Here is a 26,390-nt window from a genome sequence, read left to right as displayed (position 1 = left end):
CATTCCGAACACAGCCGTTAAGCTTCCCAGCGCCGAGGATAGTGAAGGGTTTCCCTTTGTGAAAGCAGGACGTTGCCGTGCAGCTCTTTTTTTATTTTTAAAAAATCATCGGAGGTTTAGCTCAGTTGGGAGAGCATCTGCCTTACAAGCAGAGGGTCAGCGGTTCGAGCCCGTTAACCTCCATTTTGTTTTTAGAGCCGTTAGCTCAGTTGGTAGAGCATCTGACTTTTAATCAGAGGGTCGCTGGTTCGAGCCCAGCACGGCTCATTTTTTTGCAGTCAATCTATATTGTCACAATGCGTCCTTAGCTCAATTGGATAGAGCACCTGACTTCGGATCAGGCGGTTGAGGGTTCAAGTCCTTTAGGGCGCGTTCAAATAATATATGAAAAGTGATCTTAGGTAACTTCTAAGGTCACTTTTTTCTGTATAAAGATACGGTTACTTCCTCAGCTTCTCCCTTTTAATTTTATCTGTTTATTGGTATAATTATTATTAGTCAAAAATAGTCAAACAAATAACGTTCCTAATCAGAAACATGTGAAAAGGAGGGAACCCGAAGAGTAGATGCAACAAACTGTTCAGCAGTGTGCTTGTATCTTGAGTAAATCTCTTTATTAATCATAATGGAAAATAAAAATATGACAGATATCATAGAAGCTTATCTGAAGAAGGTATTGAAACAGAAAGAGCAAGTTGAGATCCGACGAAGTGAGATCGCTGAACTTTTCGATTGTGTCCCGTCCCAGATCAATTATGTCATCAACACCCGTTTTACTATTCAAAAAGGTTACCTTGTTGAAAGTAAACGTGGCGGAGGTGGCTATATTCGTATTATTAAAGTTCAAGTGCTGGATGAATTAGATATGTTGAATACTATGATCGAAATCATAGGGAACAACATATCTGAAAGAGACGCGAAGTCGGTCGTACAAAAACTTTATGATGATAAAATAATAAGCAAGCGTGAAGCAAAATTAATGATAGTGGCAATGGATAAGTCACTTTATACGGGTGATCGCGTAACAGATAATCGGGTTCGGGCAAATCTGCTTCGTTCGATGTTAGCCAATCTATGTTACGAAGAGCCGAATAAAAGAAAGGCGGACTAACAAATATGAATGAACTATTTACAGATAAAGCAAAAAAAGCCCTGCTTATAGCCCAAGAGGAAGCCAAATCCTTCCGCCACCGTACAGTTGGGACAGAACATCTTCTCTTAGGTTTAGTCATAGAAAATGAAGGCATAGCAGGTATGACACTGAGAGAGTTAGATATAACTGAACAGGATGTCAAAGAAGAAATTGAACATTTTGCAAGCTATGGAACGACAGAACAAGTCCCTAAACATGCAATCCTTCCTTATTCCCCAAGAGCAAGACAGATCATCAAATATGCGACAGATGAAGCTAGACGAATGAAGCGTCCGCTTGTTGGAACTGAGCACTTACTGCTGGGGTTATTGAGAGATGAAGATATTCTATCTGCAAAAATTTTGAATAATCTTGATGTCAATCTTGCAAAAGCCAGACAGCTTGTACTGAAAAAGTTAGGGGCACAGCAGAAAAGTTCACGAAGCAAAATGAACAGTAGACGGAATGTGAAGGCGAATCAAGATGAACAGAGCGGAACACCCACACTGGATTCACTGGCACGTGATTTGACACAGCAGGCTCGCGAAGATCGTCTTGATCCGATCGTGGGCAGAAATAAAGAAGTGCGACGTATCATTCAGATCTTGAGTCGTCGTACAAAAAACAATCCTGTGCTCGTAGGTGAACCGGGGGTAGGTAAAACAGCTATTGCAGAAGGGTTAGCTCAGAAAATCATTTCAGGCGAAGTACCACCGGTGCTGACGGATAAACGACTGATGACATTAGATATGGGGTCTTTAGTTGCCGGGACTAAATACCGGGGTGAATTTGAAGAACGGATGAAAAAGATCATCGATGAGATCTATCATGATGGTAATGTCATCCTGTTTATCGATGAGCTGCATACTTTGATTGGAGCAGGTGGTGCAGAAGGAGCGATCGATGCTTCCAATATTCTGAAACCGGCGCTCGCAAGAGGCGAACTTCAGACGATTGGTGCTACGACCTTAGATGAATATCAGAAACACATTGAAAAAGATGCGGCACTGGAAAGACGCTTTGCCTCTATTCACGTCGATCCACCAACTGAGATGGAAGCAGAAGAGATCCTTTTCGGGTTGAGAGACCGTTACGAAGATCATCATGGGGTATCGATCACGGACGATGCCATTCGTGCAGCCGTTCATTATTCCGTACGTTATATTACTTCAAGACAATTACCGGATAAAGCTATCGATTTAATGGATGAGTCTGCCTCAAAAGTAAGGATGGACAAGAGCGATTCTCCGACTCCTTTATCTAAAGCAACTGAAATGCTTGAAGATTTGATCAAGCGCAAAGAAGAGGCTATTCAGTCTCAGAATTTTGAACGCGCTGCTTTGATCAGAGAAAAAGAAATGCGTCAGCGTAAAAAACTGGAAAAGATCATCAAACAAGGTGAAAAGAACGATGGAGACCGACTGGAAGTTACTGCTTCTGATATTGCGGAAGTCGTATCCCAGTGGACCGGTATCCCTGTCAATCAAATGGAACAGAAAGAAAGCGAGCGTCTGCTGAAACTTGAAAAAGTACTTCACCAGCGTGTAGTGGGGCAGGAGGAAGCTGTCGTTGCCGTGTCTAAAGCGATCAGAAGGGCGCGCAGTGGCTTAAAAGATCCTAATCGGCCTATTGGTTCATTCATGTTCCTCGGACCTACAGGTGTAGGTAAAACGGAACTGGCTAAAGCTCTGGCAGAAGCGATGTTCGGCAGCGAAGAAGCGCTTATCCGAGTCGATATGTCTGAGTACATGGAAAAATACAGTACCAGTCGTCTGGTTGGTTCACCACCAGGGTATGTGGGTTATGATGAAGGTGGTCAGCTGACCGAGAAAATCCGCCAGAAACCCTATTCAGTCATCCTGCTTGATGAAGTGGAAAAAGCCCATCCGGATGTCTTCAATATCCTGCTTCAAGTATTGGATGACGGTTTGCTGACAGATGGGAAAGGTCGAAAAGTCGACTTCAAAAATACGATCCTCATCATGACTTCAAATCTGGGCGCGACAGCCTTGAGAGATGAAAAATCTGTCGGCTTTGGTGCGATAGACAAACGCTTCGACCACGATGCTATGGAGAAACGTATTCGTGAAGAGCTTAAAAATGCTTTCCGTCCGGAATTCCTGAACCGTGTCGATGATACGATCGTCTTCCAGTCTCTGAAGAAAGAGGAATTGAGAGAAATCGTTCAGTTACTGACGAAAAACATCGTTACACGTATGCAAGAACTTGGTATCGAGTTGAAAATCACCAGGGCTGCCATGGATGTTATTGCCGATGAAGGATTTGATCCGGAGTACGGAGCCAGACCGCTTAAACGGGCCATTCAGAATAAATTCGAAGACCGTTTGAGTGAGGCACTGCTTGCAGGTGAAATCAGTCTTAGTGACAAAGTGACTCTTGGAGCAACTAAAGGAGAAATCACTTTAAAAACACGGGATGCAAAAAATAACAGCAAAAAGAAACTGACAACCAATAAATAAGCTTAGTTTAACGAATAAGAGAGTAAAGGAGTCCTTCAACCAGTATCAATCTTCTGGTTGGAGGATTCTTTTTTTTATTATCTAACTAGAATATGGGCTGTGAGATGTCCTGTATAATTTCTCAGAAGGCCAGGATAGTAAAGAAATCGTTGACGGCAAGAAAGCGGCAGATGGCGAAGCATTTAAATATGAAGATAAAGCAACGGCTATGGGCGGGAAACCAAAACTCGAGATACCGCCTAAAGTCATGTATACAATGCCGCCAATGGATAAAAGCTGACCTTAGATAATCTGAACGGGCGAGCAGTCGACATACACTGTCACTGCCCATCCGTTTTTTAGTATTATCCTCTGTATAATCGTTATCTTTAGTATTCTGCAGGAATGTTTGATAAGATGAATATATTCAAAAGATGAAAGGACGGAGATACTATGCATCAGGATCATCAGTTGGACGACAATCAGAAAAATATTTTAATCGGAGTAGGTGTAGCATTTTTAGTTGGCTTGATCACGCTCTTGTTTACGTCAGATTCGGCTAAAACAAAGACGAAATCAGCAGTCAACCGTCAGAAAGCCAAACATTATGTTGGAAGTAAATTCCATGGAAATCATAAGGCAAAAAGCGTCGTGAATAAATTATCTGATGATGAAATCAGCAACCTTCTTGGAACGGTCGACAAAGTCAACGACCTGGAAGGGAAATTCTCAGAAATGACAGATGATCTTAAAGATTTCATGCATGACAAAAAAAGAGAATCAAAAAAAGTCATGAGAAAACTTAAAAGATAACAAAAAAAGAGACTCTGTAGAGTCTCTTTTTTGCGCGTGTCATAACACCAGTAAATAACATAAAAGTAGATCGTTCATATTTCTTAACGATAAGCCGGTTGTTTCATAGAAGCGGTCCATACGGTACTGCAGGGTGTTTCTGTGAATGAACAACTGCTTGGCGGCTACACTGATATTCCCCTGACTTGTCCATAAGGCTAGGATCAGTTCTTTCCAGTCTGGCTGCTCATCAAGCTGTTTTTTTAACTCCTGCATCAGAGTACTGCGCGACAAAGCTCCTTTTGTAAAATATCTCAAGGCAACATCGGAGAGAGAACAGATCCGGTCGTGCAGATGAGACACTTCTTCCTGGAATATACGCTGTTCTTCTTTGAGAATTGCTTTCAGAGAATTGTCCGGTGACCAGAACTGTCCGATATAGGCATTGGTACGAATGGAAAAATCGTCCTCGAGTGTTTTCAGCATGCCGTAAATCTCTTCCTGGGTAAGCGTTTGAGACGTATTATCCTGAATGATGTAGCAAGCATCTTGAGTGACAAAAAAGACATCCAGTACGGGTTCAAAAAGATGCGTGATGGAATCGATCCAAATGGAATAATCGAACTGATCATCCATTTTTTCTAGCACAAGCTGGATCAGACGGACAGGATGAGTGGTCTGAGGGGGATATTCCCGGTTTCCCTCCATAAAATTGAACCACTTAGACTGGGATGCAGGAAACGTGTCAGGCTGGATCTCCTCTTTTAAAAGATTAAGTATGCTGATTTCTTTATCGTCTAACGATTTCTTTGGTATATGGATCCATTGATTTTTATAGGGGATTCGGAGCGTATCTTCTTCCATGAAAGGATGTTTACTTAAAGTTGATTCAGGGTAGAGTTTTTTTAACTTGGAAAAATCCAATGTATTTCCTCCTTAATTATGCTATCCTTATTCTACCACTGTTTATACGATTTAGAAACTGACCTATGTAGAAGTAAGAATGAAAATGGAGCGGAAAGACATGTCTGAATTTACTGAGAAAGACATCCATAAATGGATGAATGAGGCAATCAAAGAGGCTGAAAAAGCCAGAGCGATCGATGAAGTACCTATCGGGGCCGTCGTTGTCAAAGACGGTGAAATCATCGGCCGGGGACATAACCAGCGAGAAACATCGCAGAATGCGACGACGCATGCAGAGATGATCGCTATACAAGAGGCTAACGAAACACTTGGCAACTGGCGACTTGAAGACTGCCATCTCTTTGTCACACTGGAACCTTGTGTCATGTGCAGTGGGGCAATCGTTCTGGCACGGCTGAAAAGTATCTACTATGGCCCGAGCGATCCCAAGGGCGGTGCAGTCAGGACTCTGATGCAGGTTCTTGAAGACGAACGGCTCAATCATCAGTGCGAAGTACACGCTGGGGTGATGGAAGAGGAATGCCGTTCACTTCTGACGACGTTCTTCAAAGATTTAAGAGTGAGAAAGAAGAAAAATATACTGGAAAAATAAACGGGACCCTGTATCAAAGCCTCTTGCCTTTGATACAGGGTCTCTATTACTATTCTGCGTTCTTTTTTGTCATCTCTTCATTTTTTTCGATCATTTTATCGACTGCTGTGATCAGTGAAGAAGAGAAGTCAGATTCCAGTAAACTCAATACCGCCTCAACAGTGATGCCACCCGGAGAAGAAACATGATCGATCAGGTTCCACGGTGAGTCCGAGGCTTCCTTGACTGTTTTTCCACTTCCCAGGACTGCCTGAGCAGCGATCTCAGTGGCTTTGTCCTTTGGCATACCGTATTTGACTGCCGCACGCGCCAGTGTGTCGATGAACAGAAAAACAAGTGCAGGGGAACTGCCGGCTAAAGCAATGAAGATACCTAACTGGTCTTCCGGAACCACCATAACTTCTCCGACCGCATTAAAGATGATTTTGGCTTTAGCCATATCTTCTTCAGTGACCTGTTTGTTTTCAACCAATGCTGTCATTGATGCATTAACTTGTGCATTCAGATTAGGCATCGTTCGGATGCACTGGTCAGCGGGGATATACTGATTCAACTGATCGCTTGAATAACCGGCAACGACGGATAACAGCAGCAGGCCGGCAGGAAAAGTCAGTTCACTCAGGACCTGGTCTACCTGATGAGGTTTGACCGCCAGCAGAATAACGTCTGACTGGTCGACGACTGCCTGATTTGAAGCCATACCGTTTATGTGCCACTCTTTTTCAATGGCCAGACGACTTTCCTCTGAACGGGTGGAGAAAAAGAGATCGTCTTCTTTCAGTACTTCATTGTCTATCAAACCTTTTGCAATCGCCCGGGCCATATTGCCAAAGCCGATAAATCCTATCTTCATACGTGATCATCCTTTTTGATTTATTTGTTCCAGTTTATCATATCTTGGATGAATAGTTTAAATTTAGTTGAAGATAAACATCTGCATTCATTTTTGGTATAATGGAAAACGTAAGAAAATTTGGGGAAAGAATGGGGATTCATTTATGCAGAACGAAAAAGGAATAAAACAGATCGACTGGGAGAACTTAGGTTTCTCTTATATTAAAACAGATTACCGCTTCTTATCACACTATAAAGATGGACAATGGGACGAAGGCTCTTTAACGACAGACAATACGCTTCACATTTCAGAAGGGTCTACGGCGCTGCACTACGGACAGCAGTGTTTTGAAGGCATGAAAGCTTATCGGGCAAAAGACGGATCGATCAATCTTTTCAGACCCTACGAAAATGCCAGAAGAATGAGACAGAGCTGTGAGCGCCTGCTCATGCCTAGTTATTCGGAAGAGGCGTTCGTTGAGGCTGTAAAAAAAGTGGTCAAAGCAAATGAAGAGTGGGTCCCTCCATACGGATCGGGCAGTTCTTTGTACATTCGCCCGTTTGTGATCGGTGTTGGAGATAATATCGGTGTCAAACCTGCAGAGGAATACATCTTTTCGATCTTTGTCTTACCAGTCGGTGCCTACTTTAAAGGCGGGTTAAAACCCTCTAACTTTTTAGTTAGTTCATATGACCGTGCCGCACCCAGAGGTACCGGTGCTTCAAAAGTTGGCGGGAACTATGCGGCCAGCCTCTTGCCGGGTAAAGAAGCGAAAGAACGTCACTACAGTGATGCCGTCTATCTGGACCCTGCAACCCAGACAAAAATCGAAGAAGTCGGTGCCGCAAATTTCTTTGGAATCACGCACGATGACGAATTCATTACGCCTAAATCGCCTTCGATCCTTAACAGCATCACCAAACGGTCACTAATGTGGGTGGCTGAAAACCGCTTAGGTCTGACGGTTAAAGAAGGAGACGTCTATATCGATGAACTCGATCGTTTTAAAGAGGCCGGCGCTTGTGGCACAGCAGCTGTTATTGCTCCCATAGGCGGACTGCAAGTGGGTAATGATTTCCACGTGTTTTATTCGGAAGAGGAAGTCGGTCCCGTAACGATGAAGTTATATAATGAATTAGTAGGGATACAATTCGGTGATGTAAAAGCGCCCGAAGGATGGATCGTAAAAGTAGATTGAAGATGAATCGATTCTTTCTCTTTGGATAAAATCATCGGATTCGTTATGATTAAATCAAGAAGATAAAGGAGGAAGATAAATGACTTATTTAAAGAAGTTCTCTCTATCTACTCAAGATAAACAGGAATTCAAAGAACTGGATTCCTATCTGAACGAAGCTCTTGAAGAGAGCGGCGTCAAAGAAGGAATGATGCTCGTTTACTGTCCGCACACGACGGCTGGTATAACGATCAATGAAAATGCAGATCCGGACGTGAAAAAGGACTTGAAACGTGCACTGGATGATACATTTCCGAATCACGATTATTTTGTCCACATGGAAGGGAATTCCGATGGTCATATGAAATCGTCGCTTGTCGGTGCCAGTGAATCCCTGATCATTCATGAGGGGGAAATTATCTTTGGTACCTGGCAGAGCGTCTACTTTTCAGAATTTGACGGTCCCAGACAACGGACCTTTTATGTGAAAATTATTGAAGGTTAAATCTTTATGCGAATAGTAAAAGGAGCGAGGCTGGGACTTTTCCCCAACCTCGCTCCTTTTAAAAATTTTATGCAGCAAGAGAAGTACTGTACTTAGTAATTGTGTTATATCGCAATCATTACCATGAAAGTTATAATGCTAACAAGTCACTAAACGGCTATTGCAACCACTTCCTGGAGAATCGCAGCATAAACTTGTCACTAAACGGCTATTGCAACCACTTTCCGGAGACTTGCAGCATAAACTTGTCACTAAACGGCTATTGCGACCACTTCCTGGAGACTTGCAGCATAAACTTGTCACTAAACGGCTATTGGGACTACTTACTGGAGACTTGCAGCCTGAACTGGTCGCTAAACGGCTATTAGGACTACTTCCTGGAGACTTGCAGCATAAACTTGTCACTAAACGACTATTGCGACTACTTCCTGGAGAATCGCAGCCTGAACTGGTCGCTAAATTACTTTTGAGACAACTTTTTAAGTGGATTTTGTTGGATTCACCACTATTCTGCTGGAAGAGAGGATGAATCTGTTCATCCTCTCTTTTGTGTTGACAAAAGTTAGGGTTTGGACTATATTATATTTAACTAAACGGTTAAATAGTTAAAGAAAGCAGGATGTAAAATGAGCAGCGTATTCAAAGCGTTGAGTGATCCGACGAGAAGAAAAATCCTTGCTCTCCTGCGGGACAGAGACATGACGGCAGGAGAGATAGCTGAACAATTCGACATATCTAAACCGGCTATTTCAAAACATCTGGATATTTTAAAAGAAGCTGAATTAGTGAGTGCGGAGAAAAAAGGACTGTACCGTATTTACTCCATTAACCTGACAGTACTGCAGGAAACATTAAGTGGATTTATGAATCTTTTTGAAAAGGAGAATGAAGAATGAAAAAACCAGCAGTTATCTGGCCGCTCACTATCATTGCAACAGTGATCATAGGTCTGGGTCTATTTGTAGAAGGAAGTGAATGGCGCCTTATATCGATCGGTATAGGAATCATATTTGGGCTGGGGCTAATGGATATTTACACACCTAAGATCGCTCAGTTATCCGCATCTAATCCGAAAGTGAAAACGATGAGACGGTTGAATCGGCTGTTTATAATGTTTTTTACTGGAGTATTCTTATTTCTGATCTGGTACCCCGATGCCGGTTCACTGATTATGGAAAACGAAAATGGTCTGGCCTTTATCGCAACACTGGCGATCATGGGAATCATTGGAAACACTGCACCAAAACTGCCGTTTAACCGGTATATGGGGCTCCGTCTGCCTTGGACAGTACGTGATGAGGAGACATGGAAAGCTGCGCACAAATGGCTCGGCTATATAACATTTCCAATCATCCTGATTATGATCATCGCTTACTTTCTAAATATTGAACTGATCGAAGTGGTGAAATACGGTATTCTTTCCTGGATAGTGATACCTGGTATTTACTCTGGATGGATCTATTATAAGAGAATGAGCTGAAGGTGAACTTTAGGCTCCATCCGATAGTTGGTCTTGTTTAGTAACTGAAAATGTGACTAAAAGTGATAAATAGTACTTTAGTAGGATGCAAATATACATGAATTATTATACAATATAATTGTTCTCATGTTTTATGCTGGAGAACAATACATAAAAACATAGAAAGAAGGAAGAACATGCTAGAAGTTAAAGATCTGACGAAAACGTTTGGATCGCTTACTGCAGTGGATGACTTGAATTTTACGATCAAGCCCGGTGAGATCATGGGACTGATCGGTCAGAATGGTGCTGGTAAGACAACAACGTTTCGTATCATCTTGAATTTATTGACCCCGGATAGAGGGCATGTGCTCTGGAACGAAGGATATCTGACAACAAAGACATTCAATAAAATAGGTTATCTGCCTGAAGAACGTGGCTTATATCCAAAAGTTTCAGTTGAAAACCAGCTGCTCTACTTTGCTCAGCTGCGCGGGAAGAAAAAAAGTGAAATCAAACCGCTGATCGATCACTGGCTGGAAAAATTCGAGGTCAAAGGTAAAAAGACGGATAAAGTCAAGACGCTGTCTAAAGGGAATCAGCAGAAAGTGCAGTTGATATCGACATTGATTCACCAGCCGGAACTGATCATTCTAGATGAACCGTTCAGTGGGCTGGATCCGGTCAATGCTGAACTGCTGGAAGATGGTATCCGAGAGGCCCAGGCTAATGGAGCAAGTATTATCTTTTCAAGTCACAATATGAATAATGTGGAAGAACTGTGTAACAGTCTCATCATGTTGAAAGACGGCAAACCGGTCCTGAATGGAACTGTTCGAGACATCCGTCAGCAGTTCGGACGGACAAAACTTTTCTTAGAATCCGACTTAACGCCTGAAGAACTGCGCCAGTTTCCTGGTGTACAACGGGTCGAAAAAACAAATGACGGTATTGACGTGGCTTATCTGACTGAAACGGAAGATGGTAAAGCCATCTTCGATGCAGCAACTAAGAATGGCTATATCCCAACATTCAGTCAGCAGCCTCCGACACTGGAAGAGATCTTTAAACGATTGGCGGGTGAAAAGAATGAGTAAATACTGGGTCATTACAAAGGAAGTTTATAAAAAGAACGTGAAATCATTCGGATTTGCGGTTATGGTACTGTCGCCTTTACTTGTCTTTGCCTTCATTGCGGGACTGACGTATTACTTTTCTCAGGAAGAGCAACAGGCCCCGGATGTATCGATTGCTGTATTAACTGAAAACGAAAGCATTAATCAGATTTTTTCAAATGAAGAATGGGGCTTTGAGATCGAGAAAGAAATCGGGACGGAAACTGAGGCTGAAGAAGCCTTACTCGATGAATCGATCAGCGGTTACCTTGTAGCGGAAGTTGAAAATGGAACGATCGATGCACAACTTGTTTATACGGATGACATGTCTGAGCTGTTACCGATTATTCAGGAAGCTTTATCGAATTATCAGACGATGGTGAGAGCTGATCAGCTCGCGCTGGCACCGGAAGAAGTTATGGCGTTATCAGAACCCGTTATGATAGATGAGCAGTATGTAAATGTTGAAGAAGGGTCCCTGACTCAGGAAGATTTTTCTGACCGTATGATCCAGCAGGGCGGCGCCTATTTCGTCAGTATAGCCATCATGATCTTTATCATGACTTATGCCGGTATTATTGCTGAAGAGGTTGCCAGTGAAAAAGGTACACGAATTATGGAGATCATTTTGTCCAGTGCCAGTGCGACGAATCACTTCTTTGGTAAATTAACTGGTGTCATGCTGATTCTACTTACTCAAATAGCTATTTATGCTGTGGTGGGACTTGGCGCATGGTTATACTTTAAAGATGCCCAGATCGTTCAGGATCTGATCGGAGGCGTAGATGTCGCTGCTATATTCCAGGAACTGATGGGGTATACACTCATTTTCTTTATTGTGGGCGTGCTCATGTATGTGGTACTGGCAGCGTTCTTTGGCTCCCTGGCTACAAAAATGGAAGATGTGAACAAGGCAGTGACGCCTATCGTCTTTCTGGCGCTGACAGGGTTTTATGTCGGGATATTCGCCTTTACTGCTCCGGATAACATGTTCGTTGCCGTCTTTTCGTATATTCCACTCTTTACACCTTTTGTCATGCCGTTCAGGATAGCAGCGGAAACGGTATCGACCTTTGGTATCTGGATGTCGATCATCGGAACCGTTGGATTTGCCATCGTGATATCATTTATTGCTCTGGCGTTCTATCGTTCTAATGTACTGATCTATTCTGATACCAACTTACTGGGAACGATCAAACGTTCATGGAGTATCATGCAGAGTAATAAAAAGGCAAAAAAATTGAATCATTCTGCCTGATTATTTTCTAACAAGACAATAAAATCATGAATTTTTTTAGAAACATCCTGAAGTGTGTAATAGCATGCTTCAGGGTGTTTTTGTATATCCATTTAGACTAACACGCCTAATGCAGTCAAAGTGATATTGATTAAAAAAGAAAGTACATATAATTGACTCTATCAGTTGTGATTGGTTATTATGAAAGTGCTTACCTTATTTAAGATGTATACTAGAAAAAATAATATATTCTGTGTATAATGAGAATGAGGTGAGAGAAATATTAAAATTAAATGAGCTAAGTGAGCAGGAGAAATTGCAAAGATATAAAGTCATGTACACTATGCCGTCTTTGGCGATCTTGATGCTGCTTTTATCAGCGGACTTCAACTATATTTTTATGTCATTTATAGTTGTTGCTTTTATTCTAATAGAACTGATTATTTTTGGCTTGATGGATTCAAAGTATGACTATTCATTAAGTGGTTTTTTAAAAGATAGTTTGTATTTAATGCTGTCTAGTTTTGTTGTGACTTACATTGCCGTACCATTAATATTTTCTGTAGTAACGAAAAATATAAATTTATCAGATACTATTTTAAACGGATTGAACTTTTCAGTTTCAATGTTTCTCCTGTATGGATCCTGGTTCACTATCGTAGCGCTGCAAAGTAAGGTGAAAAAGAAGACGGAAAGATGGAAATGGGAAATAACGAGAATTTTTTACGACAATAAGAAGTTTGACAAAGCACAATAAAGCCGGTCGGTAACGGCAGTAGTAAACTGACGAAAATGAAATATCATAAAAATGATAACTTAACTATGAAGAGGAGTATTTCACATGATATTGCCAGATAAATGAGAAGGAGTGATCAAATTGAATAAATCAATTCCAATAGAAAAAGGGTTTGAGAATGGACTGAAAATCCTGCGGGAAGGATATATGTATGCTCCAAATCGCCACAAGATTTATCAGTCAGATGTTTTTGAGACGCGCTTGCTCGGCCAGAAAGCACTTGTCATGGGAGGCGAAGAAGCAGCGAAACTTTTCTACGATGAAGATAAATTTAAAAGAGGAGGAACACCTCCTGAACCTGCAGTAGCCACACTTCTGGGGAAAGGCGGAGTGCAGCACCTTGATGATGACGCACATCGCAACCGTAAAAAAATGTTTATGGACTTAATGTCAAAAGATCAGATCGAAGTTTGGGCAAAACTCGTTGAAAAACATCTGCTCAAAGCGACAAAAGAGTGGATGACTAAAGAGTCTATTGTCTTTTACGAAGAGAGTAAAGAAGTGCTGACGCGAGCAGTCTGCGAATGGGCAGGTGTGCCGCTACCGGAAAAGGACGTGAAAAAACGTTCCCGCCAACTGGCCATTATGTTCGAATCTCCTATGGCCATGAGTGTAAAACATATTGAAGGAAGAATTGGGCGCCAGCAAGCTGAATCATGGTGCAGGGATCTCATTCAGCAAGTCAGAGACAATAAACTGCACCCGCAGGAGAAGACAGCTTTATACCAGGTCGCCTGGCATGAACAACTGGATGGAGAGTTACTTGACTTAAAAACAGCTGCTGTGGAACTCCTGAATGTTCTGCGTCCTTCTGTAGCGATCGCCATATATTTTACTTTTACGGCACTATCACTGCATCAGTTTCCAGAAGTTAAAGATAAGCTTAATGGAGAGGATCCATATTATCTGCATATGTTCATACAGGAAATACGCCGGTACTACCCGTTCTTTCCGTTTAACGGCGCCACAACGCGTAAAAATTTTGAATGGAAGGGGTATTCCTTTGACAAAGATACGTTAGTTATTTTAGATTTTTATGGAACCAATCACGATTCACGCATTTGGGAAGACCCGGAAGAATTCAGACCGGAACGCTTCAGTGACTGGCATTCAAGTCCGACCGATGAGATTCAGATGAAACTGCTAGCTCAAGGTGGCGGCGATTATTATACTGGACACCGCTGTCCGGGTGAATTCAATACCGTTCGGGCCATGGAAGTTGTTGCGGATTATTTAATTAATAAAGTCTCATATACCGTTCCAAATCAGGATATCGGGTTCAGTATGGTGAATATCCCTACCGTTCCCAAAAGCGGTATGATCCTCGAAAATATCGATTATATTGGCTGATATCTGATCAAAGGATAAGGCTAAACTGAAAAACCGCAGGAACAAGGTCGTCTATTGACTCTGTTCATACGGTTTTTTAGGATCATCGTCCAGTAAGCTGATGAGAATAGTCTGGACCATAATTAAACTGGCAAAGCGATAACCGGGATGGTAAACTATATCTTGACTAAGGAGTGACTTTGATGAAACGATTTATGTGTCCGGCTTTCAGTATCGGGTTTTATCTTCTGTATTTTCTGATCCTTCAGGGGATCACCTATTTACTGCCTGAATCGGGACTAACGACGACCTTCATACTGTTATCAGTTTTTCTTATTATCCCAGTACTTGCTTCCAAAAGCAGCTCACGAGTCATCCGCGCCATCAACGGTGTCAGCTGCTCTTTTTAAATTTATACTGGAAAAAAATATCTACTTGTGCTATTATAATAAGTGCCGAGAGGCCACATGACAATGGCGGGCATACGAACCGTGTCAGGTCCGGAAGGAAGCAGCACTAAGTATCGCTCCGCCATGTGTTATGTGAATACATAGCCATGAATACTTTAAACCTATTCATAGATAGAGATGCTCCTTATTATAAGGGCATCTTTTTTTTACTGTTTTATTTAGAAGCCAACAGTTTACCTTTTCAAGTGAGTAGGATAAAAACTAAAGACTTCTTAAAGTAAGTCATCTTGTTTTCAAGCGAAAATCCCCACATCGACATATATCGACATAGGAATTTTCAATTATACTGCTAGTGCTGGATCGGCTCGGAACTTAACTTGCTGGTCTTATTCTGTCTTATAAGTGTTTTCCAGACGTCCCATCCATAACCCAAGGGCCAGTCCAGCAAGAAAAAGCAGAATGACAAGGCCATAGTCAAGAGCAGTCAGATCAGCATACATCTCGATCGAGGGAGCGATGATCGCTGTAGAAGCGACGACGACACCGAATACAAAGTGAAACACGGTTGCATAGGCAATACTTAACAAGTATCTGATAGCTTTTGCAAAGAGAAACACGCAGATGACTGCTCCGATAGCGACTGGAATCAGGATTGAAAAATTAAGCAGTCGGATAGCTTCCGTCAAAGGCTGATAGAGGTTCAAGTAGATAAGAAAGTTTGATGGGCTGAGGCCTGGAATGATAAAGCCAGATGCAAAGATAGCACCAGACCATAACCAGGTCAGAACATTCTGCTCCACTTGTAAGTCCAGGTTCTCGTTCGCCCATAACAAAAGGACAAACATGAGGACAGCCGTAAGAACAGCTAAAGCGATATGATATGGTTTTCGTCCGTTTTTCCCCGCTTCCCTATACAAAGTAGGCAGCGTGCCAAGAATGGCGCCGATAAAGGCCCAAAGGACATGGACCGGGTAGTACTGCAGCCCGAAGTCCAGCGGATAGGATAAGACGAAGACGCCTAAAAGTGCACCGATACCGACCGGCAAAAAGTAGCGGATCCATTTTATAAATTCATTCGTGATATCTGAAATGAATAAGATGAGTGGCTCGTACAGACCAAATACAGCTGCCAGAGCCCCACCGCTGACTCCCGGAAGGATCGCTCCTGAACCGATGAGCATGCCCTTAAGTACGCGCAGCAGCCAGTCAATGATGTGGAACCGGCTTGTTTCTTCATGATTTTTCATGGCATAGTTTCTCCTTCGTCCAAAGAAATTGACATTTATGTAGTTTAATCGAATCACTGGCAAGTTAAAGTTATTTTAACAGATTTAAACGGGAAAATAAAAGAACGTGTATTTATGTAAGTTGATACTGCCGAATTGGTCGTTCCCATCAGCTGAAGGATTGGTGACTGAATACTTAAATCCTGTATCAGCACAGCATAGGGACCGGGTTTTAAAAATTGTTTATGTTTGTTCAATGGCTAGAAAATTCATAAAAAGTTTTTGAATTAGACAGGAATTCACCTATAATAGTAGAGAGACCGATTTTGTGAGAAAAGAGGGGAAACATGAGCTATCAAGCGTTATATCGTGTCTGGAGACCCCAGCGATTTGAGGATGTTGCGGGCCAGGAGGCTGTAACCCGGACCTTAAGGAATGCATTAAGTCATGGGAATACCAGCCATGCATACTTGTTTTCCGGGCCTAGAGGAACAGGAAAAACAAGTGCTGCTAAAATTTTTGCCAAAGCAATGAATTGTCCGAATGCGGTAGATGGGGAACCGTGTAATGAGTGTGATTTGTGTCAGTCGATCACTCAGGGGAAACTTGGAGATATTATAGAAATCGATGCAGCAAGTAACAACGGTGTGGATGAGATCCGTGACATCAGAGAGAAAGCGAACTATGCACCGACAGAGGCTGAGTATAAGGTCTATATCATCGATGAAGTGCATATGCTCTCGATGGGGGCCTTCAATGCGCTGCTCAAAACACTGGAAGAACCGCCGATGAATGTCGTCTTCATTCTGGCAACGACTGAACCACATAAAATACCGCTGACGATCATTTCCCGGACACAGCGTTTTGACTTCAGACGGATTTCACCTCAGGATATCATCAAGCGGATGACTTATATCCTGAACGAAAAACAAGTTGAATTTGATCCGGATGCCTTGATGAGCATTGCCAAAGCTGCCGAAGGCGGTATGCGTGATGCCTTGAGTATCTTAGATCAAGTCATTTCGTTCTCAGATGGCCGAGTCACTCTGGATGACACGCTTCGGATCACCGGCAGTATCACTCAGGAGCTGATGATCGATTATTTAACTGCGGCATTGAATCACGACACCGAAAAAGGTCTTGGTCTTCTTCATCAGATGATGCAGGAGGGGAAAGACGCTAACCGTCTAGTTGAGGATGTCATTCTGTTTTCCCGGGATATCCTTATTTATCAGAAAACCGAGGATGATACGCTCCTCAAGATGAGTAAAGTGGATGATTCATTTAAAGAATTGATCGCAGGGGCACATCCGGAAAAAATCTATGATGTCATCCGTATCATGAATCAGACTCAACTGGAAATGCGGACCTCGACACATGCAGAAGTGTATCTTGAAGTCGCGACCGTGCGTCTTGCACAGGCTACGCCTCAGGCAGCGACCGTTTCAGCACCTCAAGCGACTGTGCAGAAAGACACCAGTGACAGCCAGGAGATCCGTTCACTAAAAAACAAGCTGAACCAGATGCAGAAAGCTATCGAACAGATGCAGAAGACCAGCTCAGATAATAACGGCGCAGCTGCACCGAAACGTCAGCCGACCCGGAAAAAATCAGGACAGACGGCATTCAAAGTCAACACACATCAAGTATTTGGTATCCTGGAACATGCCACGCGGGGGGATCTGGCGAAACTGAAAGATGTCTGGCCGGACCTGATCAATGCTTTGTCGACCAGTCAGAAAGCGATCATGAATACGTCTAAACCAGTGGCCGCAAGTCCCAACGGTTTGGTCGTCACCTTTGATTATGATATTCTATGTGAAAGAGCTGCCAGTGATACCTTCCTGATCGATGCGGTCGGAGATTATCTGGAAAAAGTTATCGGTCACCGTGCCGATATGGCGACAGTCCCTTCTGCCAAATGGCTGGAAGTCCGTCAAGCCTACATCGATCAGATGAAGAGCGGCAGCCAGGAAGGAAACACCGACGAACAGGAGAAAGAGGAAGTAACGCAAGAGTCCGAAGAAATGGAAGCTGTCGTAAGTGAGGCAGTGAATCTCTTCGGAAAAGAAAATGTAACCATAAACGACTAAATAATGAAAAGGATGATGAAATATGCGTGGAATGGGAAATATGCAGGGTATGATGAAAAAAATGCAGAAGATGCAGAAAGAAATGGAACAGAATCAGGCAGCCTTGAATGAAAGAGAATTTACGGGCACTGCCAATGACGATCTAGTAACCGTCACATTCACCGGTGACAAGAAATGTAAAAAAGTATCGATCAAAGAAGAAATCGTTGATCCGGAAGATGCAGAAATCATTGAAGATCTGGTTTTGCTGGCTGTTAATGATGCCCTAGGAAAAATCGATGCTGAAACAGAAAAAGTAATGGGGAAATATTCTAAAGGTCTGGGTATACCTGGAATGTAAGAATAAGTAAAAGAGTGAAAGCCTCAACTGAGATTGAGGCTTTCTTTTAGAAAGGAAACGGTTATGCATTATCCAGAACCGATTGCACAATTAATGGAGAGTTACATGAAACTACCGGGGATCGGCGAAAAAACCGCTGCTCGCCTGGCTTTTTATACGGTCAATATGCAGGAAGAAGATGTCACACGATTCGCAAAGTCCTTGATCAGTGTGAAGCGGGATTTACAGTATTGTTCGATCTGCGGGAATATGACGCAGAACGACCCGTGTGATATCTGTGAAGATAAAAATCGTGATCAGTCTGTTATTTTAGTTGTGGAGCATCCGAAAGATGTCATTGCCATGGAAAAAATGCAGGATTTCAAAGGACTGTATCATGTTCTGCATGGTGTGCTGTCTCCAGTCGAAGGCACAGGTCCGGAAGATATCAATATTCCCGTTCTGATCAAACGACTGCAGAAAGACGAAGTAAAAGAAGTGATCATTGCGACGAATGCTACGGCCGAAGGGGAAGCGACAGCAATGTATCTATCCCGTCTGATCAAACCTGCCGGCATCAAAGTTACCCGTCTGGCTCACGGGCTATCTGTCGGCAGTGATATCGAATATGCAGATGAAGTCACGCTGCTAAAAGCAGTAGAAGGTCGAAGAGAGATGTAGGTGCATGATGCCATTATTTAAAAGAACAAGTAAATTAAAACGTTCCTATGATGAAAAATTAGTGGAACTGATAAGCAGACAGAGAAAACAATTTGAATCTTACGAGAAAATAAAAGGGATGGCTGTTGACGACCAACCCGAGTGGCAGGCTCACTATAAACTTCAGAAAGCAACCTATTATTATCTGTTCAAAGAAGCCCGGATCAGAAAGATAAATGGAAATATTTTAAACTGAATATTGTTTTTTAAAAAAGCCGACCATTATTTTCGGCTTTTTTTGTTTACAGTTAATAGTCTTTTGAGAAATTTATTTCAGTAAAAGATGCCCAAAGTATAGGGTTTTGGATAGGATAACACTATTTATTTAAATGGAAGCGTTGACATTGTTATTTCTGTAGATTAAACTATTAGATACGAGCGATTATAACTGGAAGTTATATTAGTTTAAAATATAAACCAACATATGTAATCGCTAAAAAAGATTCCCGATGTACTCTAATATCTTTTAGAGCTCTTGCATAGGTGTTTCTTTTATTACTTTTACAAACTCTAAACATTTATTATGTCAATACACATCCAAGGGGGGATATTCTCTGAAACACAGCTACATATTAAATAAATAGAGTAAAACATATTTACAAGGAGAGAATTGAATGCACAACAATTGGCGAAAGAAATATAGTTTTTCCCTGGCAACAATGCTCCTGTTAAGTTCGTTTGCGCAGACGGCTGCACCGTTAACGGCGTATGCTGAGACAGAAACAGAATCTAAAACAACTGAAGTTGTCGATCCAGACGCAGGCAAAGTGGATGAAACTGCAGAAGGAACAGCAGATGAATCCAAAGAGGCTGCCGCTGATCCAGTAGTGGAATCAGGCGAAGAATCTTCAGCTGAGTCAGGATCAGTTATGCTTATGGCAGTTGAAACTGATGCGACGATTTCAGTAGCAGATGCAATAGCAAGAGAAAATGATGGTACTGAAGCTACAGTCAAAGGTTATATTGTCGGACATTTAGCTAGTGGCCCTTCACTTGTAACTAGTGAATTTATAGATGATTACAGTGTGGCTATAGCTGATGATCCCAATGAAGATAACGTCGCCAATGTATTGGCAATTAAGTTGGTTGATGGTAATAGAACCAAATTTGGACTTCAATCTGATATAAATAATTTTGGGAAAGAAATTATTGTAACCGGTGAAACAGCTACCTATCATGGGGCCGATGCTTTACTGGGTGTATCTTCAATTGAATATACTGGAGAAGTAGGAGATATAGATACACCTCCAATCACTGAGGAACCGAAAGAACTGGATCTTCTGACGATTGAAGATGCACGTGCACAGAATCTAGAAGAGCAAGTAAAAACAAAAGGTATAGTGACCGCAAAATTAAGCAGTACCGTTCAAATTCAAGACGAGACAGGTGCGATTGCATTATTCCCAGGTGATTCATTAGATGTCGAATTGGGCGATGAGATAACTGTTGAAGGTGCCCTTGATGAGTTTAATGGGTTACTACAAATTAAAAACCCAACTGTCGCGGATAAAGTAGAAGGGTCAGAAGTTCCTAAACCAGTACCTTTAGATGGCGTTGAACTTAAAGACCATCAGTCTGAATTAGCGATTATGGAAAATATCGAAATAACAGCAGAAGATGGAAAGAACTATACTGCGAAGGATAAATCGGGAACGGAATTCACAATCAGAGATGAAAATGGCAATCTTGGTTTAACAGTTGGGACGATTTATGAGTCCATCACCGGAATTGTCTCTTATTATAATGCTGTTCAGCTGATACCTCGAGACATTAACGATGTCATAGAAGACTCAAACATTGTTATTCCTGTAACTGCCAGCCATTATTCAGGAAACGTTCCAATGGATACAGAGATCACCCTGTCCTCTCGCACCTCTGGTGTAACAATCTATTACACCACAGACGGTTCTGAACCAACTGAATCAAGTACTGTATATACAGAACCGATCACTTTAGAAAATGATCAAACTATTAAAGCAATTGCAGTAGTGGACGACAGAAAAAGCGAATTATCTGAATTCACTTACACTGTTGTAGATATTACTGAAGGAAATAAAATACATGAGATTCAAGGCGAAGCACATTATTCTCCAATGGATGGAGAAAATGTTTACAACGTAAAAGGTGTCGTCACTTATGTATATGAGCTTAACAATGCATACTATTTCCATATGCAGACACCGGATGACATGACAGATGACAATGACAACACATCTGAAGGTATCGTTGTTTATACGGGCAACAATAGTAGCGGAGTTAAAATTGGTGATCTTGTTGAAGTCACTGGTGAAGTATCTGAGTATTATATAGACGGTTACGGTGATAAAGATGAAACAGACTTGCCTGTAACGCAAATAAATGCCAGAGATGATCAAGGCGGCATAGTAGATATTACTAAAAGTGATGTTGAACTACCTTCTTCTGTAGAAGTTACATCTGGTGATTTACCTGGAGAAATCAAAGGCGGGACAACACTAGACGTTTTTGATCCAGATGCCTACTCTTTAGATTATTGGGAAAGTATTGAAGGTATGCGTGTAGAAGTACAGCCTTCAAGAGCTGTTGCTCCGCAGGCATACGGGGATTTATTTGTTGCCACAGAAGACTACACACCTTCAAATACAACTGTCAATGGCGGGCTTCGTCTGTCTGAAGACGGACCGGATTCCAGACTGATTCCGTTCAAACTTCACCCAAATGATGATGCAGAAAATTTTGCCGTTAAAACTGGGGACAAATTTACTGAATCGATCGATGGTGTTGTTAACTACGGATTTGGCAATTACAAGATCTATTCAGATTTAGCAGACATGAAAGCTGCTCACGTTTCAGTCGAAGCGGCATCTTCAGCAACATCCATTGTTAAAAATGACTCCAAGTTAACTGTGGCTACCTATAATGTGGAGAACTTCTCGGCAAATATTGAGGAAACCTCAGATATAAAAGCTCAGAGAATTGCCAGCACATTCGTCAATGATATGAATGAACCAGATATCATCGGTATCGTAGAAGTACAGGATGATGATGGTGAAGAGGCTTCAAACTCTTCAGTAGCAGATGCAAGTTACCAGCGCTTAATTGATGAAATTTCAGCTGCAGGCGGACCAACATACGCGTATGCAAACATTGATCCTGAATACAACGCAGATGGCGGAGCTCCTGGTGGGAATATACGTGTAGGGTTCTTATATAATCCAGACCGCGTTTCATTGATCGAAAAAGATAAAGGTGGAGCAACTGAAGCTGTTGATTATGTTGATGGTGAATTAACACTCAACCCAGGTCGTGTCAACCCATCAGACTTTGAAGGGACAAGAAAACCTCTAGCTGCAGAATTTGAGTTCAATGGTGAGAGTGTTGTTGTTATTGCCAATCATTTGAACTCTAAACGCGGAGATGATCCATATTATGGTCAAGTTCAGCCACCACAATTTGACAGCAGAATCGAACGTAATCAGTTAGCACAGTCAGTCAACTCGTTTGTAGACGAAATACTGGCAGAGAATCCAGATGAAAATGTGGTTGTTCTCGGTGACATGAATGACTTCGAATTCTCAGAACCACTGGAAATACTCGCAGGGGATGCATTAACTAACCTGACTAATAAAGTACCTGCAAGTGACCGTTACAGCTACGTTTATCAGGGTAATTCACAAGTGTTAGATCATATCCTGGTGTCAAATAATATTGCTGATACAGCTGAAATTGATATGATCCATGTCAATGCTGATTTCACTGACATGCACAGTCGAGCAAGTGACCATGAACCAGTCCTCGCTCAAATCGACTTACGTGAAACCTTTGACTTCTCAGTCATGCATATGAATGACACGCACGGCCGAGTAGAAAATTATCCGAACATGCTCACAGCTATTGAAGAATTCCGTGGGGAAAACCCTGACTCCATGCTTGTTCATGCCGGTGATGTGTTTTCAGGCACCTTATACTTCAATGAATTTAAAGGCCTGGCAGACTTAGCACTGTTAAACATGATGGATATTGACGTCATGACATTCGGTAACCATGAATTTGACTTGGGTGATGAAGAAAATGGTCATCAGTCATTAGCTGAATTTGTAGAGAAAGCCAACTTCCCATTCTTAGGTACAAACGTTGATTTCTCAGAAGACAAATATATGGCACCTTTTGAACTAGATGAACTGTTAGAAGGAAATCCTGAAGATGGTAAAATCTATGAAACGATTGTTAAAGAGATAAATGGCGAAAAAATTGGGATTTTTGGATTAGTAACTCAAGATACTGAGAATATTTCAAGCCCTAGGGATGTTTCATTCTCGGATTTCGTAAATGCTGCTGAAGCTGCAGTTCAGTCTTTCGAACATGCTGGCATTAATAAAATCATGGCAGTCAACCACTTAGGCTTCGACACGGCTCCAGAAGTCGGAAACGACATGAGAGTAGCCATGGAAGTGGACGGTATCGACGTTATTGTCGGTGGTCACTCACATTCAGAACTCGATGAACCGTATGTTGTCACTCATGACGATGAAGGTAACGAAAAAGAACCGACGGTCATCGTTCAAGGTGGGCAGTATGCCGGGAACTTAGGCACATTGAATGTTGAATTTGATGCTGATGGAAAAGTTATTGCTCAATCCGGTGCATTGTTAGACACAGGAGAATATCCAGCTGATGAAGACGCACTTGTTGCTTTGGCGAAATATAAAGACCGCGTTGATGAAATTGCTAACGAAAAAACAGGCGCTGTTGCTGTTTCAGAATTAGTAAATCCAAGACATGGTGAAGGCGATGAAATGAGTGTTCGAGCAGACGAAACGCGTTTAGGTAACTTGATTACCGACGCCATGCTTGCAAAAGCTCAGGAGAAATTCCCAGAAGCAGTGATTGCTGTTCAAAACGGTGGCGGCATCCGTGCCGGTATCAATGAAGGACCAATCACAGTTGGTGAAGTCCTGACAGTTCTTCCATTCGGTAATAACCCTGTGATCGCAGAACTATCTGGACAAGAAATCAAAGATATTATGGAACACAGTGTCCGTCAGGCACCAGCAGAAAATGGTGGATTCCTGCAAGTATCTGGTATGGAATTCTACTTTGACAGTGCAAGAGATGCTGGAGACCGAATCGTAGAAATGTACATCGACAAAGATGGCGAACTGACAGAAATCGCCATGGATGAAATGTATCTTGTAACGACAAACGGTTTTACCGGTCAGGGCGGCGATGGTTTTGAAACATTTGCTCAGGCATTTGAAGAAGGCCGCGTCAGAGATATCGGTGAAGAAGACTGGCAGCAGCTCATCGACTACATGGTTGAAGACGAATACCTTGGTGGCGTCGTTGATCCTGAAATTGAAGGTAGAATCAATGATCTAAATGAAGGGGCAGAATTACCTGATGAGGATGGCACGTTTGAATTCTCAGTCATGCACATGAATGACACACACGGTCGCGTAGAAAACTATCCTTACATGATTTCTGCAATCGACGCATTCCGTGGCGAGAATCCAGATTCTATGCTGGTACATGCGGGAGATGTCTTCTCGGGAACCTTATACTTTAATGAGTATAAAGGACTGGCAGATCTTGCCTTACTCAACTTAATGGATATCGATGTGATGACTTTCGGTAACCACGAATTTGACTTGGGCGCTGAAGAAAATGGTCATGAGTCACTTTCGGAATTTGTAAAAGAAGCAAACTTCCCGTTCTTGGGAACAAACATCGACTTCTCTCAAGATCCGTTTATGAATGAGCTCGAAACTAATGAATCCGTTGTAGATGATCCGGAAGATGGCTTGATATACAGCAGCATCGTTCAAGAAATAAATGGGGAAAAAGTCGGTATCTTTGGTGTAACAATAGAAGACACTGAAAACATTTCAAGCCCAATGGAAGTTGACTTTACAGACTTCATTAAAGCAGCTGAAGAAGCTGTTCAGGCATTCGAAGATGCAGGGATCAATAAAATCATGGCAGTCAACCACTTAGGCTTCGACACAGCTCCAGAAGTCGGCAATGATATGAGAGTAGCTATGGAAGTTGACGGCATTGATATTATCGTCGGTGGTCACTCACATTCTGAAATCGACGAACCGTTTGTAGTCACTCACGATGATGAAGGTAATGAAAAAGAACCGACAGTTATCGTTCAGGGCGGCCAGTATGCAAATAATCTGGGTACACTGACAGTTGAATTCGATGAAAATGGTATTGTTCTTTCACAAATGGGACAATTACTGGATATTGGCGAATATGAAGCTGATGAAGAAGCACTCAACGTTTTGTCAGAGTACAAAGAACGAGTCGATGAGATCGCTAACGAAGAAACAGGCGCAGTTGCTGTTGAAGCGTTAGAAAATCCAAGATTCGGTGAAGGCGATGAAATGAGTGTTCGTGCAGACGAAACACGTTTAGGTAACCTGATCACTGATGCCATGCTTGCTAAAGCTCAGGAGAAATTCCCTGAAACAGTGATTGCCTTCCAGAACGGTGGCGGCATCCGTGCCGGTATCGATCAGGGACCGATCACAGTCGGTGAAGTCCTGACAGTATTACCATTTGGTAATAACCCAGTTGTAGCTGAACTTTCTGGTCAGGAAATCAAAGAGATCATGGAACACAGTGTTCGTCAGGCACCTGAAGAAAACGGTGGCTTCCTGCATGTATCTGGCATGAAATTCTACTATGACAGTACAAGAGAACCAGGTGACCGCATTGTAGAAATGTATATCGATCAAGATGGTGAGCTGACAGAAATCGCTATGGATGAAATGTATCTCGTAACGACAAACGGCTTTACCGGTCAGGGCGGCGATGGCTATGAAACATTTGCTCAGGCATTTGAAGAAGGCCGCGTCAGAGATATCGGTGAAGAAGACTGGCAGCAGTTGATCGACTATATGGTTGAAGACCAGTACCTTGGTGGTATCGTAAACCCTGAAATCGAAGGTAGAATCATTGATCTTATGGGCGAAGAATTACCAGACCAAGACGGTGAAAACGGTCAGGATGGTCAAGACGGTCAAGACGGTCAAGATGGTCAGGATGGTCAAGACGGTGAAGATGCCGAAGACGATCAAGACAAAGACCAGGACGGGGAAGAGTTACCTGAAACTGCTACAAACACTTATCTGTATTTATTGTTAGGCGCATTCTCAACTGCTGTTGGTGCAGCAATGACAGTGTACAAAAAGAAATTTTCTAACTAATAAATAAACAGGAATTCAGGCCGATAGTGTAAAAACTATCGGCCTGTTTTTTTGTAAACAATTTAGTGTATTGG

At 42.2% G+C, this 26,390-nt stretch carries 21 protein-coding genes, 3 tRNA genes and 1 other RNA gene; 22 read left to right on the top strand and 3 right to left on the bottom strand.

Annotated features, from left to right (window positions below):
• Positions 1-110: 110 nt before the first annotated feature.
• The 6 genes from BMX84_RS02085 to BMX84_RS02060 all read left to right on the top strand — a co-directional run bounded on the left by BMX84_RS02085 (position 111) and on the right by BMX84_RS02060 (position 4,404).
• Positions 111-183, top strand: a tRNA-Val gene (locus BMX84_RS02085).
• A gap of 11 nt (positions 184-194) precedes the next feature.
• Positions 195-267 (top strand) — tRNA-Lys (locus tag BMX84_RS02080).
• 31 nt (positions 268-298) lie between these two features.
• Positions 299-372, top strand: a tRNA-Arg gene (locus tag BMX84_RS02075).
• Between the two features lie 253 nt (positions 373-625).
• Entirely contained in the window at positions 626-1,111 is a 486-nt protein-coding gene (locus BMX84_RS02070) for a CtsR family transcriptional regulator (protein WP_091486726.1), read from the top strand.
• Between the two features lie 5 nt (positions 1,112-1,116).
• Positions 1,117-3,612, top strand: a complete 2,496-nt coding sequence (locus BMX84_RS02065) for an ATP-dependent Clp protease ATP-binding subunit (RefSeq protein ID WP_091486722.1) — start codon at positions 1,117-1,119, stop codon at positions 3,610-3,612.
• Positions 3,613-4,044: 432 nt separating this feature from the next.
• Positions 4,045-4,404, top strand: coding sequence for a hypothetical protein (locus BMX84_RS02060; protein WP_091486721.1), 360 nt, complete (start codon positions 4,045-4,047; stop codon positions 4,402-4,404).
• A gap of 39 nt (positions 4,405-4,443) precedes the next feature.
• On the opposite strand, the gene BMX84_RS02055 is transcribed toward BMX84_RS02060, so the two are convergent.
• Positions 4,444-5,307 (bottom strand): helix-turn-helix domain-containing protein, encoded by an 864-nt coding sequence (locus tag BMX84_RS02055; protein WP_091486718.1) that lies wholly within the window; start codon positions 5,305-5,307, stop codon positions 4,444-4,446.
• 100 nt (positions 5,308-5,407) lie between these two features.
• On the opposite strand from BMX84_RS02055, the gene tadA reads away from it, so the two are divergent.
• On the top strand, positions 5,408-5,902 hold the full coding sequence (gene tadA / locus BMX84_RS02050) for a tRNA adenosine(34) deaminase TadA (RefSeq protein WP_246119139.1): 495 nt from the start codon (positions 5,408-5,410) through the stop codon (positions 5,900-5,902).
• 49 nt (positions 5,903-5,951) lie between these two features.
• Here tadA and proC read toward each other — a convergent pair whose 3' ends face one another.
• The gene (gene proC / locus BMX84_RS02045; RefSeq protein WP_091486713.1) at positions 5,952-6,755 is read right to left on the bottom strand and encodes a pyrroline-5-carboxylate reductase; all 804 of its coding nucleotides are present in this window, start codon (positions 6,753-6,755) and stop codon (positions 5,952-5,954) included.
• A 145-nt stretch (positions 6,756-6,900) separates the two neighbouring features.
• Between proC and BMX84_RS02040 the strand changes: the two genes are divergently transcribed.
• The 10 genes from BMX84_RS02040 to ffs all read left to right on the top strand — a co-directional run bounded on the left by BMX84_RS02040 (position 6,901) and on the right by ffs (position 14,905).
• Positions 6,901-7,935 (top strand): branched-chain amino acid aminotransferase, encoded by a 1,035-nt coding sequence (locus BMX84_RS02040; RefSeq protein WP_091486711.1) that lies wholly within the window; start codon positions 6,901-6,903, stop codon positions 7,933-7,935.
• Between the two features lie 79 nt (positions 7,936-8,014).
• On the top strand, positions 8,015-8,419 hold the full coding sequence (locus BMX84_RS02035; protein ID WP_091486708.1) for a secondary thiamine-phosphate synthase enzyme YjbQ: 405 nt from the start codon (positions 8,015-8,017) through the stop codon (positions 8,417-8,419).
• 626 nt (positions 8,420-9,045) lie between these two features.
• Positions 9,046-9,315, top strand: a complete 270-nt coding sequence (locus BMX84_RS02025) for an autorepressor SdpR family transcription factor (protein WP_091486703.1) — start codon at positions 9,046-9,048, stop codon at positions 9,313-9,315.
• The gene (locus BMX84_RS02020; RefSeq protein ID WP_091486700.1) at positions 9,312-9,899 is read left to right on the top strand and encodes an SdpI family protein; all 588 of its coding nucleotides are present in this window, start codon (positions 9,312-9,314) and stop codon (positions 9,897-9,899) included. Before BMX84_RS02025 ends, BMX84_RS02020 begins: the two co-directional genes overlap by 4 nt.
• A gap of 176 nt (positions 9,900-10,075) precedes the next feature.
• The gene (locus BMX84_RS02015; RefSeq protein WP_091486698.1) at positions 10,076-10,975 is read left to right on the top strand and encodes an ABC transporter ATP-binding protein; all 900 of its coding nucleotides are present in this window, start codon (positions 10,076-10,078) and stop codon (positions 10,973-10,975) included.
• A complete protein-coding gene (locus tag BMX84_RS02010) occupies positions 10,968-12,251 on the top strand; it encodes an ABC transporter permease (protein WP_177165429.1) in 1,284 nt (427 codons plus the stop codon). The genes BMX84_RS02015 and BMX84_RS02010 overlap by 8 nt, the downstream gene beginning before the upstream one ends.
• Positions 12,252-12,501: 250 nt before the next feature.
• Positions 12,502-12,987: a hypothetical protein gene (locus BMX84_RS02005; RefSeq protein ID WP_091486693.1), complete on the top strand. Its 486-nt coding sequence runs from the start codon at positions 12,502-12,504 to the stop codon at positions 12,985-12,987.
• Positions 12,988-13,107: 120 nt separating this feature from the next.
• A complete protein-coding gene (locus tag BMX84_RS02000) occupies positions 13,108-14,376 on the top strand; it encodes a cytochrome P450 (RefSeq protein WP_091486691.1) in 1,269 nt (422 codons plus the stop codon).
• Between the two features lie 182 nt (positions 14,377-14,558).
• A complete protein-coding gene (locus tag BMX84_RS01995; protein WP_091486688.1) occupies positions 14,559-14,765 on the top strand; it encodes a hypothetical protein in 207 nt (68 codons plus the stop codon).
• Between the two features lie 52 nt (positions 14,766-14,817).
• Positions 14,818-14,905: signal recognition particle sRNA small type (gene ffs / locus BMX84_RS01990), an RNA gene on the top strand.
• A 246-nt stretch (positions 14,906-15,151) separates the two neighbouring features.
• Here the strand turns inward: ffs and BMX84_RS01985 are convergent.
• Entirely contained in the window at positions 15,152-16,012 is an 861-nt protein-coding gene (locus BMX84_RS01985) for a DUF368 domain-containing protein (RefSeq protein ID WP_091486685.1), read from the bottom strand.
• 326 nt (positions 16,013-16,338) lie between these two features.
• Between BMX84_RS01985 and dnaX the strand changes: the two genes are divergently transcribed.
• The 5 genes from dnaX to BMX84_RS01960 all read left to right on the top strand — a co-directional run bounded on the left by dnaX (position 16,339) and on the right by BMX84_RS01960 (position 26,316).
• Entirely contained in the window at positions 16,339-18,084 is a 1,746-nt protein-coding gene (dnaX, locus tag BMX84_RS01980) for a DNA polymerase III subunit gamma/tau (protein ID WP_091486683.1), read from the top strand.
• A gap of 22 nt (positions 18,085-18,106) precedes the next feature.
• Positions 18,107-18,424 carry a YbaB/EbfC family nucleoid-associated protein gene (locus BMX84_RS01975; protein WP_091486680.1) on the top strand — a complete coding sequence of 106 codons (318 nt, stop codon included), beginning with the start codon at positions 18,107-18,109 and terminating at the stop codon, positions 18,422-18,424.
• Positions 18,425-18,487: 63 nt separating this feature from the next.
• Positions 18,488-19,084, top strand: a complete 597-nt coding sequence (gene recR / locus BMX84_RS01970; RefSeq protein WP_091486677.1) for a recombination mediator RecR — start codon at positions 18,488-18,490, stop codon at positions 19,082-19,084.
• 4 nt (positions 19,085-19,088) lie between these two features.
• Positions 19,089-19,319, top strand: coding sequence for a DUF2508 family protein (locus tag BMX84_RS01965; protein ID WP_091486675.1), 231 nt, complete (start codon positions 19,089-19,091; stop codon positions 19,317-19,319).
• Positions 19,320-19,737: 418 nt separating this feature from the next.
• Complete coding sequence (locus tag BMX84_RS01960; protein ID WP_091486672.1) at positions 19,738-26,316, top strand: 5'-nucleotidase C-terminal domain-containing protein; 6,579 nt, start codon at positions 19,738-19,740, stop codon at positions 26,314-26,316.
• Positions 26,317-26,390 lie beyond the last annotated feature (74 nt).

The sequence above is a fragment of the Alkalibacterium putridalgicola genome, from assembly GCF_900109825.1.
Classification (GTDB): domain Bacteria; phylum Bacillota; class Bacilli; order Lactobacillales; family Carnobacteriaceae_A; genus Alkalibacterium; species Alkalibacterium putridalgicola.
Note: the sequence above shows the minus strand (reverse complement) of the source record. Positions and strands in the feature narration are given on the sequence as shown.

What these genes read in the sequence shown, in the direction of transcription:
- BMX84_RS01975 (WP_091486680.1), top strand. Translation starts at nt 18,107, where the DNA reads ATGCGTGGAATGGGAAATATGCAGGGTATGATGAAAAAAATGCAGAAG.
- BMX84_RS02010 (WP_177165429.1), top strand. Translation starts at nt 10,968, where the DNA reads ATGAGTAAATACTGGGTCATTACAAAGGAAGTTTATAAAAAGAACGTG.
- tadA (WP_246119139.1), top strand. Translation starts at nt 5,408, where the DNA reads ATGTCTGAATTTACTGAGAAAGACATCCATAAATGGATGAATGAGGCA.
- BMX84_RS02020 (WP_091486700.1), top strand. Translation starts at nt 9,312, where the DNA reads ATGAAAAAACCAGCAGTTATCTGGCCGCTCACTATCATTGCAACAGTG.
- BMX84_RS02070 (WP_091486726.1), top strand. Translation starts at nt 626, where the DNA reads ATGGAAAATAAAAATATGACAGATATCATAGAAGCTTATCTGAAGAAG.
- recR (WP_091486677.1), top strand. Translation starts at nt 18,488, where the DNA reads ATGCATTATCCAGAACCGATTGCACAATTAATGGAGAGTTACATGAAA.
- BMX84_RS01960 (WP_091486672.1), top strand. Translation starts at nt 19,738, where the DNA reads ATGCACAACAATTGGCGAAAGAAATATAGTTTTTCCCTGGCAACAATG.
- BMX84_RS02025 (WP_091486703.1), top strand. Translation starts at nt 9,046, where the DNA reads ATGAGCAGCGTATTCAAAGCGTTGAGTGATCCGACGAGAAGAAAAATC.
- BMX84_RS02060 (WP_091486721.1), top strand. Translation starts at nt 4,045, where the DNA reads ATGCATCAGGATCATCAGTTGGACGACAATCAGAAAAATATTTTAATC.
- BMX84_RS02035 (WP_091486708.1), top strand. Translation starts at nt 8,015, where the DNA reads ATGACTTATTTAAAGAAGTTCTCTCTATCTACTCAAGATAAACAGGAA.
- BMX84_RS01995 (WP_091486688.1), top strand. Translation starts at nt 14,559, where the DNA reads ATGAAACGATTTATGTGTCCGGCTTTCAGTATCGGGTTTTATCTTCTG.
- BMX84_RS01965 (WP_091486675.1), top strand. Translation starts at nt 19,089, where the DNA reads ATGATGCCATTATTTAAAAGAACAAGTAAATTAAAACGTTCCTATGAT.
- BMX84_RS02015 (WP_091486698.1), top strand. Translation starts at nt 10,076, where the DNA reads ATGCTAGAAGTTAAAGATCTGACGAAAACGTTTGGATCGCTTACTGCA.
- dnaX (WP_091486683.1), top strand. Translation starts at nt 16,339, where the DNA reads ATGAGCTATCAAGCGTTATATCGTGTCTGGAGACCCCAGCGATTTGAG.
- BMX84_RS02040 (WP_091486711.1), top strand. Translation starts at nt 6,901, where the DNA reads ATGCAGAACGAAAAAGGAATAAAACAGATCGACTGGGAGAACTTAGGT.
- proC (WP_091486713.1), bottom strand. Translation starts at nt 6,755, where the DNA reads ATGAAGATAGGATTTATCGGCTTTGGCAATATGGCCCGGGCGATTGCA.
- BMX84_RS01985 (WP_091486685.1), bottom strand. Translation starts at nt 16,012, where the DNA reads ATGAAAAATCATGAAGAAACAAGCCGGTTCCACATCATTGACTGGCTG.
- BMX84_RS02065 (WP_091486722.1), top strand. Translation starts at nt 1,117, where the DNA reads ATGAATGAACTATTTACAGATAAAGCAAAAAAAGCCCTGCTTATAGCC.